The organism is Streptomyces sp. NPDC048671, from assembly GCF_055587045.1.
Genome location: NZ_JBVJHB010000024.1, coordinates 87,932 through 97,553, shown reverse-complemented (window position 1 = coordinate 97,553; position 9,622 = coordinate 87,932). Strand labels below are relative to the sequence as shown.

The 9,622-nt window shown below is 71.7% G+C and carries 9 protein-coding genes; all 9 read right to left on the bottom strand.

Translation table 11 applies throughout. The features are described 5' to 3' along the window. The coding region (locus ACZ6S6_RS34860; RefSeq protein WP_362967579.1) for a hypothetical protein at positions 1-101 on the bottom strand (101 nt) is incomplete at its 3' end. 64 nt (positions 102-165) lie between these two features. Next, positions 166-738: an acetolactate synthase small subunit gene (gene ilvN, locus ACZ6S6_RS34855; protein ID WP_469708997.1), complete on the bottom strand. Its 573-nt coding sequence runs from the start codon at positions 736-738 to the stop codon at positions 166-168. 14 nt (positions 739-752) lie between these two features. Then, on the bottom strand, positions 753-2,642 hold the full coding sequence (locus tag ACZ6S6_RS34850) for an acetolactate synthase large subunit (protein WP_469708995.1): 1,890 nt from the start codon (positions 2,640-2,642) through the stop codon (positions 753-755). A gap of 133 nt (positions 2,643-2,775) precedes the next feature. Further along, on the bottom strand, positions 2,776-3,552 hold the full coding sequence (locus ACZ6S6_RS34845) for a 4'-phosphopantetheinyl transferase family protein (protein ID WP_362961808.1): 777 nt from the start codon (positions 3,550-3,552) through the stop codon (positions 2,776-2,778). A gap of 43 nt (positions 3,553-3,595) precedes the next feature. Next, positions 3,596-4,888 carry an MFS transporter gene (locus tag ACZ6S6_RS34840; RefSeq protein ID WP_469708993.1) on the bottom strand — a complete coding sequence of 431 codons (1,293 nt, stop codon included), beginning with the start codon at positions 4,886-4,888 and terminating at the stop codon, positions 3,596-3,598. Beyond that, complete coding sequence (gene argH, locus ACZ6S6_RS34835; protein ID WP_469708991.1) at positions 4,885-6,351, bottom strand: argininosuccinate lyase; 1,467 nt, start codon at positions 6,349-6,351, stop codon at positions 4,885-4,887. Before argH ends, ACZ6S6_RS34840 begins: the two co-directional genes overlap by 4 nt. After that, entirely contained in the window at positions 6,348-7,613 is a 1,266-nt protein-coding gene (locus ACZ6S6_RS34830; RefSeq protein ID WP_469708989.1) for an ATP-grasp domain-containing protein, read from the bottom strand. The genes argH and ACZ6S6_RS34830 overlap by 4 nt, the downstream gene beginning before the upstream one ends. After that, a complete protein-coding gene (locus tag ACZ6S6_RS34825; RefSeq protein WP_469708988.1) occupies positions 7,610-8,656 on the bottom strand; it encodes a PLP-dependent cysteine synthase family protein in 1,047 nt (348 codons plus the stop codon). Before ACZ6S6_RS34825 ends, ACZ6S6_RS34830 begins: the two co-directional genes overlap by 4 nt. A gap of 1 nt (position 8,657) precedes the next feature. Next, entirely contained in the window at positions 8,658-9,575 is a 918-nt protein-coding gene (locus ACZ6S6_RS34820; RefSeq protein ID WP_469708986.1) for a GHMP family kinase ATP-binding protein, read from the bottom strand. Positions 9,576-9,622 lie beyond the last annotated feature (47 nt).

The window sequence follows — 9,622 nt, the reverse complement described above, 5'->3', positions numbered from 1 at the left end:
GCGTGGGCGTGGCCCTGGCTGCCGTAACCAAGGACCGCGACCTTGCGGCCCTGGATGATGGACAGGTCGGCATCGTCGTCGTAGAACAGCTCGGCGGGCATGGGGAGTTCTCCTTGGTTCCTGGGATGTGAGGGTGTGCGGACGGACAAGGGGACGGCGGGCGTGCTACGCGCTCTGCGCGCGTGCCGCCGTGGCGGTGCCGGCCGGGGTCAGGCGGATCGGCCGGGTCTCCCGCGCGGTGCGGTCGGCCAGGGCCCGGGAGCCGCGGCCGATCGCGATCGCGCCGGACTGGACGAGCTCCTTGATACCGAAGGCCGCGAGCATCCTGAGCATCGCGTCGAGCTTGTCGCCGGAGCCGGTCGCCTCAAGGGTGACGGCGTCGGGCGAGACGTCCACGGTCCTGGCCCGGAACAGCTCGGCGATCTGGACGATCTGGGCGCGGGAGCCGTTGTCGGCGCTCACCTTCACCAGGACCAGTTCGCGCTGGACGGCGGAGTCGGCCTCCAGCTCGACGATCTTCAGGACGTTGACCAGCTTGTTGAGCTGCTTGGTCACCTGTTCCAGGGCGAGTTCGTGGTCGACCCTGACGACGATGGTGATGCGGGAGAGATCGGGGTGTTCGGTGGTGCCGACCGCGAGCGAGTCGATGTTGAAGCCGCGGCGGGAGAACAGGGCGGCGACCCGGGCGAGGATGCCGGGGGTGTTCTCGACCAGGACGGAGAGCGTGTGCTGGGACATGTCGGGAGGTCCTCTCAGTCGTCCGCGGAGTCGCCGAAGTCGGGGCGTACGTCGCGTGCGGCCATGATGTCGTCGTTGGAGGTGCCGGCAGGGACCATCGGCCACACCATCGCGTCCTCGTGGACGATGAAGTCCACCACGACGGGGCGGTCGTTGACCGTGTTGGCCTTGTCGATGATCGCGTCGAGCTCGTACGGGTTCTCGCAGCGCAGGCCCACACAGCCCATCGCCTCGGAGAGCTGTACGAAGTCCGGGACCCGGGTGCCGCGGTTGGTGGTGGATCCCACTCCGCGGGTCGAGCCGGTGGTCGCGTTGGTGGCGCCGTCGTGCAGCACCGTGTTGGAGAACCGTGCGCCGTAGAAGAGGCTCTGCCACTGGCGGACCATCCCGAGCGCGCCGTTGTTGATGATCGCGACCTTGATCGGGATGTTGTTGAGCGCGCAGGTGGTGAGCTCCTGATTGGTCATCTGGAAGCAGCCGTCACCGTCGATCGCCCAGACCGTACGGTCCGGCATCCCGGCCTTGGCACCCATCGCCGCCGGCACCGCGTACCCCATCGTCCCCGCGCCGCCGGAGTTGAACCAGGTGCCGGGCTCCTCGTGCGGGAGGAACTGCGCCGCCCACATCTGGTGCTGGCCCACCCCGGATGCGAACAGTGTTCCGTCCGGGGCGAGTTGACCGATGCGTTCGATGACCTGCTGCGGGGAGAGCAGCCCCGGGTCGGCGGGGAGTTCGTAGCCGCGCCGGTAGGTGGCCCGCCAGCGGTCCAGGTCCCGCCACCAGCCGGCGTAGTCGCCGACGTTCCCCTCATCGCGCTCACCGCGCACGGCGGCGGCCAGGGCGGTGAGCACCTCGCGGGCGTCGCCGACGATGGGGACGTCCGCGAGCCGGTTCTTGCCGATCTCCGCCGGGTCGATGTCGGCGTGGACGACCTTGGCGTGCGGGGCGAAGCCGTCCAGCTTCCCGGTGACCCGGTCGTCGAACCGGGCGCCGAGCGCGACGATCAGGTCGGCCTTCTGGAGTGCGGCGACGGCCGCGACGTCGCCGTGCATGCCGGGCATCCCCACGTGCTGGGGGTGGCTGCCGGGGAAGGCACCGAGCGCCATCAGGGTGGTGACGACGGGCGCCCCGGTCAGCTCGGCCAGGGTGCGCAGTTCGTCGGTGGCGCGCGCCTTGAGGACCCCGCCGCCGACGTAGAGGACCGGCCGGCGGGCCGCGGCGATGAGCCGGGCGGCCTCGCGGATCTGCTTGGGGTGCGGCTTGGTGACCGGGCGGTATCCGGACAGTTCCAGCACCGGCGGCCACTGGAAGGTGGTGGCCGCCTGGAGGGCGTCCTTGGTGATGTCGATGAGTACCGGTCCGGGGCGGCCGGTGGAGGCGATGTGGAAGGCCTCGGCGATCGTCCGCGGGATGTCGTCGGCGTTGGTGACCAGGAAGTTGTGCTTGGTGATCGGCATGGTGATGCCGACGATGTCCGCCTCCTGGAACGCGTCCGTGCCGATCGACTTGGAGGGGACCTGGCCGGTGATCGCGATCAGCGGCACGGAGTCCATGTGCGCGTCCGCGATCGGGGTCACCAGATTGGTGGCGCCCGGCCCCGAGGTCGCCATGCACACCCCCACCCTGCCGGTGGCCTGGGCGTATCCGGTGGCCGCGTGACCCGCGCCCTGCTCGTGGCGGACCAGCACATGACGGACCCGGGTCGAGTCCATCAGGGGGTCGTACGCCGGAAGGATGCAGCCGCCCGGGATGCCGAACACGGTGTCCGCGCCGGCCTCCTCGAGAGCGCGGATGAGGGACTGGGCGCCCGTCACCTGCTCGGCGCCGGTGTCCGGCTGCCCGGTGGTACGGGTCCGCACTTGCGGGAGGAGGGCCGCGGGGGCCTGCTGCACAGCGTTTGGCATCGTCAGTTCCAAAAGTCCGTAGGAGTGTTGTCGAGGACGTTTCGGTGATCGGCGGCCGCGGGAGCGGCCGGATGGTACGTGCCCGCCGCCGGGTGATCACCGCAACGGTGCACCCGGCGGACCCCGGACCGGGTCAGGGCGGGGTCCCCGCAGTCCGCAGGGCGTCGCGGGCGTGCCGTACGACGTCGAGGCCGGAGAGCCTCTTGACGAACGGCCCGTCCACGCTCAGCTCGCCGCGCACCGCCACCGCCGCCGCGTAGCCCCGGTCCACCGGGACGTCGAGGAGGGTCCAGCCGGACGGCGGGTACGGGCCCTCGGGGCCGCCCGAGCCGACGTAGTCGAGGGCGGGATCGCGGCCGAGTCCCGTACCGAGGCCCTTGAGGTAGGCCTCCTTGCGCGTCCACAGCCGGGCCAGTGCCCGGGGCCGTTCCGCGGGGCCGAGCGCGGCCAGTTCGGCCTGCTCGTCCACGTGCAGCATCGAGGCGAGTTCCGCGGTGCCGTCCTCGTCGCCCACCAGCTCCACGTCGACCCCTATGGGGGCCGCCGCGGTGCCGACGACGGCGAGGTCGCCGCGGTGGGACAGGGAGAAGAACAGCCGGTCGTCGGCGTCGACCACGGTGGGCCGGCCGTGCGGTCCGCCGCAGCAGGGGCAGGTGTCCCGGCCGAAGTGGACCTCCTCGGGGCGCAGGCTCAGGTACGAGCCGAGCAGCCGGCGAAGGGCGACATGCGCGGCCGTGAACCGGGTTCGGTCGGCGGCGTGCATGAGGGTGGCGGCACGTTGACGCTCGGTCGCGTCGAGTACCTGTTCGTCCAGGATGCCGATGGGGACATCCGAGACCCTCAGGAGCCAGAGGTCCAGTGAGCCGGGGGGTGGCAGCTCACGAACGACCCACGGCAGGGTTTGTTCCACGGGGTCTCTCCTGTTCGTACGAGAGTGACAGGCGAGCCGGGTCTCACGGCGTGGCCGGGGCGACCGGCAGGTCGCGCCTTCCGCGCAGCGGCCCGATCAGGAGGAGCAGCGGGGTCAGGGCGAGTCCGGCGGTGAGCAGCCACAGGGTGGGCCGCATACCGAGGACGGTGCCGAGGGTTCCGCCGAGCAGTGAACCGATGGGAATGGCACCGAAGTTCGCGACCGAGATGCTGGCCGAGACGCGGCCGAGCAGCTGGGGCGGACAGTAGCGCTGGCGGAACGCTCCCTGGATCACGTTGGCGAGCACGACGCCGAGCGAGAGCACGGCGCTCCCGACCACCAGGGCGGACAGGGTCCAGTTCTTGTTGGTCAGCGGGATGAGCAGGGCGAACGGGGCGCTGAGGATCGTGGCGACGAGCAGTCCGCGGGCCGAGCCGAACCGTGCGATCAGGCGTTTCGCGTTGGCGGCGCCAAGGATGCCGCCGATGCTGCTCGACGCGAGGAGCCATCCGGTGGCGCCTTCGGGTACCCCGAGCCCACGGAGGATGAAGACGGGCAGGATCGCCGCCTCGGCCGTGAGCAGCAGGTTGGTGGCGGTGCCGTACAGGGTGAGGACTCGGAGGTAGGGGTCCTTGAAGGCGAACCGGAGTCCTTCCTTGATGTCCTGCATCAGGGCCGGCCGTTCGGCGGGTTTCTCCGGGACCGGCTCCTTCTTGCGGATGCCGGACAGGCAGAGCGCGGAGACGAGGAACGTCGCCGAGTTGACGAGGAGTCCGGAGGTGGCGCCGAACACCTGGGCCAGCAGACCGCCCCCGCCGAGCCCCGCGACCTGGGCGACCGATTCGCTGCCCTGGAGCTTGGCGTTGGCCTCCTGGAGGTCCTGGGGTTCGACGATGGTGGGCACGTAGACCTTGTACGAGATTCCGAAGAACACCGCGGCGAACCCGTTGATCAGTGCCACGAGCAGCAGTTGGGTCAGCGTCAGGATGCCGAGCCAGCCGGCGACCGGCACGCTCGCCAGGAGCACGAGCGGGACCAGGTTGCAGATCTGCATGATCGGCCGTCGCCGCATCCGGTCGACCCAGGCGCCGGCGGGCAGGCCGATCAGCAGCCAGGGCAGCCAGGGGGCCGCGGCCAGCAGGCTCACCGAGAAGACGCTCTCCTTGAGCGTCACCGTGGCCACGAGAGGCATGGCGACGGCGGTGATGTTGATGCCGACGCGGTTGGTCGTCTCGCCGATCCACAGCAGCCGGAAATCGCGGTTGGCGCGCAGTCCGCCGCGCGGCGGCGGTTCCTGCTCCGTGTCGGAATCGCGCTCGGTCAGCCGGGCGTTCATGACGTCACCGCCCCGAGTACGGCCTGCGTGAGCAGCGCGCTCCCGTCCGACCAGCGGGTGCGCCGGTCGGTCAGCTCTGCTTTCAGCACGTCCCGCCGGGTGGCGAGTGTACGTATCCCGTCGGCCGTGGAGCCGGGTCCGCCGCCGTGGGCGCACGCCTCGGCCACCCGGTCGGGGGCCAGTCCGCCGTCGTCGACGGCGGTGAAGCGGGCGGCGTCCGCCAGCGGCCGGCCGGAGTCCAGGGCGCCGAGCACGGTCTCGCCGACCAGATGGTGTGCGGCCCGGAACGGCATCCCGTCCAGCACGAGCCGCTCGGCCAGGTAGGTGGCCGAGGTGAAGCCGTCCACGGCCCGCTCCGTCATGCGTGCGCGCTCCGGTTCGGTGCCGGCGACCACCAGGCTGAGCAGCGTCACCGCGTCGGTGGTGCCGCTGAGGCCGGGCCACAGGTGCCGTACGGCCTCGGTGCCGACCGCGATGGCGTTGGTGTAGCCGCCGGTGGTCATCGCGGTCGCCGCGCCGACGAAGGCGCCCAGGCTCGCACCGGACCGGCCCTGGATGTGTTCGAGGAGGAACGGGTTGCGCTTCTGCGGCATCATCGAGCTGGACCCGACGAGGGTGTCGCCCACCCTCAGCAGCCCGAACTCCTCCGACGTCCAGGTGCTCAGGTCCCGGCCGGCCCGCGCCAGCGCGACGCCGAGGACGGCGGACGCCGACAGCAGGTCCAGGACGAAGTCCCGGGAGGCCACGGCGTCGACCGAGTTGGGCGCGGCGGAGCTGAAGCCGAGCAGTTCGGCGGTGCGCCGGGGGTCGATGGGGACGGAGGTCCCGCCGATCGCGCCGGCTCCCAGCGGGTTGACGTCGAGCTGGCGTCCGGCGTCCAGCAGCGCCTCGTACGCGCGCAGTACGGCTCCGGCGACGCCGGCGAGGTAGTGGCCGTAGCTGATCGGCACGGCGGGCTGGCCGTGGGTGTAGGCGGGCATGACCACGTCCCGGTACTCCTCGGCCCTGTCCAGGAGCACCCCCGCGAGCCGGTCGACCGCGTCGAGCAGCGCCAGGTAGGGGCCGCGGGTCTTGAGCCGGGTGGTGGTGGCGTTGAGGTCGTTGCGCGAGCGGCCGGTGTGCAGGATGCCGCCGGTCCGGTCGCCCAGCCGCTCGATGAGGTGCCCCTCGTAGGCGAGATAGACGCCGCGCGGCATCGGCCTGGAGCGGACCGGTGCGAAGTCCTGCCCGCGCAGTTCCTCGATGGCGCGCAGCAGGGCCGCGGCCCGTTCCGCGTCGACGATCCCGCGTTCGGTGAGCATGATCAGGTGGGCCCGGTCGACCTCGCTGATGGAGCGCAGTTCCTCGCCGAGCCCGTCGGCGGTGTCCGGCAGGTACTGGTCGTAGACGATGCGGTGCGCCTCGGCGTCGAGCGCGGCCTTGAGCCGGCCGGTGTCGACGCCGTGCGCGGGCGCTGTGGTCATGCGTATGCCTCCTCTGTGTGCAGATCCGCGTAGGACACGGCCTCGCCGAGCAGGGCGACGGCCCGGTCGGCGGCTTCGGCGGCCCGTCCCGAGCGGTCGGCCACGGCGATGACGTGGCCGATGCGGCCCCGGAAGTCCTCGGCGGGGCCGACCGGTTCGCCCGGGGCGCGGTAGAGCAGCGCCTCGACGGTGCCCGGTACGGTCCTGGCCCGGTGCACGGCTTCGTCCAGTGCGGCGGACCGCGCCAGGATGCCGTCCCGCGCACAGGTGAGGAACCGGATCGAGGCGCGGGCGTAGCCGCCGCGCTCCAGTGCGGGAGCGGCGCCGAGGGCGGCCAGCACCTGGGCTCGTACGAGGTCGATCCCGCAGGCCCTGCGGACGAGTTCGGGGATCATGCCGCCGGCCAGCCGGGGGTTGACCTCGATGACCTCGGCGGTCCGGGTGCCGGTCAGCCGCAGTTCCACGTGGGCGGCGCCCCAGCCGAGGCCGAGCGCCCGCACCGCGCGTACCGCGGTCTCGCGCAGGGCGATGTCCTGCTCGCCGGGGAGCGCGGCCGGCACGTCGTGCCCGGTCTCGACGAAGGCGGGCAGCGGTCCGACGTGTTTGGCGACGGTGACGACGGCTTCGGTGCCGAACACCTCGACGGAGAACTCCGGCCCGGTCAGGTACTCCTCGACCAGGATCCGGCCCGGTGCGGTGATGCCCCGCTCGTTGACGGTGGCCGACAGCAGTGTCCCGGCGTGCTCGGCGACCTCGTCGAGGTCCGTGCAGAGCCGTACGCCCAGACTCCCCGATCCCTGTACCGGTTTGACCACCACGGGCAGTCCGATGCCGCGGGCCGCGTCGATCGCGCCGGCGACCTCGCGGACGACGGCGAAGTCCGCCGAGCCGACGCCGGCGCCGGTCAGGGTCCGGCGCTGCTCCGCCTTGTCGCGGCAGGCCCGCACGGCTTCGGCCGACGGGCCGGGCAGCCCGAGCCGGTAGGCGAGTGCGGCGGCGGTGGGCACGTAGTACTCGGAGCTGGTCAGGACGCCCGCGACGGTGGCCCCGTTCTCCAGCGCCCGGACGGCCGCCCACAGCGCGGACTCGTCGCAGGTGTCCACGACGACCGTCCGCAGCCGGTCCTCGGCGGCGTACGGGTAGCGGCCCGGATCCGCGCAGAGCAGCACCGGCACCACACCCAGTTCGGCCGCGCGTCGCGCGAACAGCCGTCCCGTACCGGTGGTGTTGCTCTCCACCAGGAGCAGCAGGCGCTCGCTCATGAGCCGACCACCGGCAGCACCACGTCGTCGAAGCCGCGGCGGGCCCACAGCAGCCGGGACCAGGTGGCGGTGGCGTCCAGCGGGTGTTCGACGGTGCGGGGGCCGCCCGCGGCGGGGGCGGGGACGATGCCCTGCTCGTTCAGCCAGGTGTCGTTGTAGACGGTGGACTGGTAGCGGTAGCCCTCGTCGGGGAGCACCATCACGACGGTGCTCTCCGGGTTCTGCTCGGCCCACCAGGACGCCACCTGGAAGGACGCGCCGCTGGTCGGGCCCATGAACAGGCCGTGCGCGCGGTAGAGCTCGTGGGTCGCGTGGAACGCCTCGGGGGCGGTCACCCAGTGGACCTCGTCGTAGGCGTTGTGGCTGACGTTGCCCGGGTGGATGCTGCTGCCGAGTCCGCGCAGTGTGCGCGGTCCGTCCGGGCTGCCGAAGATGATGCTGCCCTGGGTGTCCACGCCGACCAGGTGCAGGGCCGGGCCGGTCTGTCGCAGCGCGGCGGCGAGTCCGCCGGTGGAGCCGCCCGAACCGACCGGGCCCACCAGGCAGTCCACGGCGCCGACGGTGTCCCCGATCAGATCGGCGACGACGCCGTACGCGCCCGGGTTGTCGGGGTTGTCGTACTGGCCGGGGACGAAGGCCTCGGGGTCCTGCCGGCGCAGCTCCTCCACGCGGGCGAGCCGTGCGCCCTGGATGCCGCCGGCCTGGCCGGTGTGCTCGACGATCTCCACGGTCGTACCGAGCATTTCGAGCCGGGTGCGCAGATCGCGGTCGATCGCCGAGTCCCCGACGATGGTCAGCGGGTAGCCGCGCAGCCGGCAGACCATGGCCAGGCCCAGCGCGAAGGTGCCGGAGGAGGTCTCGATGATCCGGGTGCCGGGGGAGATCAGGCCGGCGGCCTCGGCGCGGTCGAGTATGTAGCGGGCGGGCAGCAGCTTCATCAGGCTGAAGGCGGCCGCGTAGAGGTTGTCGCTCACCTTGATGATGCGGGGCAGCTCCGTCGCCTCCACGATCGAGGAGTGAGCCTTGGGCAGAGTCGTCGTCATGTCAGTCACCCGTTGTGTAGTTCCACTGCTCGTGAATTCCGAGCTCTTGCAGGAGGTCCTGGGCCACGTCGGTCCGCGCCTCGACCTCGGGGTCGTCCCGGTCGAAGAGGAGTCCGGCGATGTCCCCGCTGTGCGCCGCCTGTATTCCGACGGCTCCGGTGGTCCGTGCGATGTCACGGATGCGGTCGAGCTCCGGGATCGGCAGATGGCGCTGGTTGATCTCCGTGCTGGCCGTGGCCACCGATCCCAGCAGGGCCACGTCCTTCATCTGGATGGCCTCCCTGAGCATCGCCTGCAGCCGGGTGAAGAGGCCGATCTCGTCCTGCCCGTAGTGGGCCGGCGAGAAGGCCAGCGTGTCCACGCCCCGCCCGCCGCCCTCGGGGCGGGAGCCGAAGCCGAGAATCCGCAGGGCCGGCATCCGGTAGCCGAAGTCCTCGATCACCGTGCCCTCGCGCTGGGCGAACAGGACGGTGGACTCCTCGAACATGAGGGAGTCGGAGGCGGTCTCGGCGCGCACCGCGATCCTGGCGACCTCCTGCGGCGGCAGCGGGCTGACGAACGCGTCCTTGACCGCCCAGATCGCGGCGAGCACATCGCTCGTCGACGAGCCGAAGCCCCGGCACAGCGGTACGTCACCGGTGAGTTCCAGATGGCCGCCCGCCGGCTCGGCGCCCGGCGGTGTCACGGCGCGGACCGCGAGTTCGGCCGCACGCCGTGCCTTGCCCTTCCACTCCGGCGTGACGGTGACCTCGTCGCCGGGGGCGGGGATGAACGTCGCGCGGGTCGCGTGAATGGTGCAGGGAAGAGTGACGAGACCTCGGGTGAGCCCGCTGTCGCCGGTGAAAACGCCTTGCAGGATCTCACCGTGGTGGACGGGGGCTGAAGCTACCCCGACACGCCAGCCGGAATGATCAACCATTTCCTTGACTTTCTGTAGCCGGGAGCCATGGCCTGCGGATGGGTTCA

Coding starts and splice junctions, on each gene's coding strand:
- ACZ6S6_RS34825 (WP_469708988.1), bottom strand. CDS start 8,656: ATGACGACGACTCTGCCCAAGGCTCACTCCTCGATCGTGGAGGCGACG.
- ilvN (WP_469708997.1), bottom strand. CDS start 738: ATGTCCCAGCACACGCTCTCCGTCCTGGTCGAGAACACCCCCGGCATC.
- argH (WP_469708991.1), bottom strand. CDS start 6,351: ATGACCACAGCGCCCGCGCACGGCGTCGACACCGGCCGGCTCAAGGCC.
- ACZ6S6_RS34840 (WP_469708993.1), bottom strand. CDS start 4,888: ATGAACGCCCGGCTGACCGAGCGCGATTCCGACACGGAGCAGGAACCG.
- ACZ6S6_RS34830 (WP_469708989.1), bottom strand. CDS start 7,613: ATGAGCGAGCGCCTGCTGCTCCTGGTGGAGAGCAACACCACCGGTACG.
- ACZ6S6_RS34820 (WP_469708986.1), bottom strand. CDS start 9,575: ATGGTTGATCATTCCGGCTGGCGTGTCGGGGTAGCTTCAGCCCCCGTC.
- ACZ6S6_RS34850 (WP_469708995.1), bottom strand. CDS start 2,642: ATGCCAAACGCTGTGCAGCAGGCCCCCGCGGCCCTCCTCCCGCAAGTG.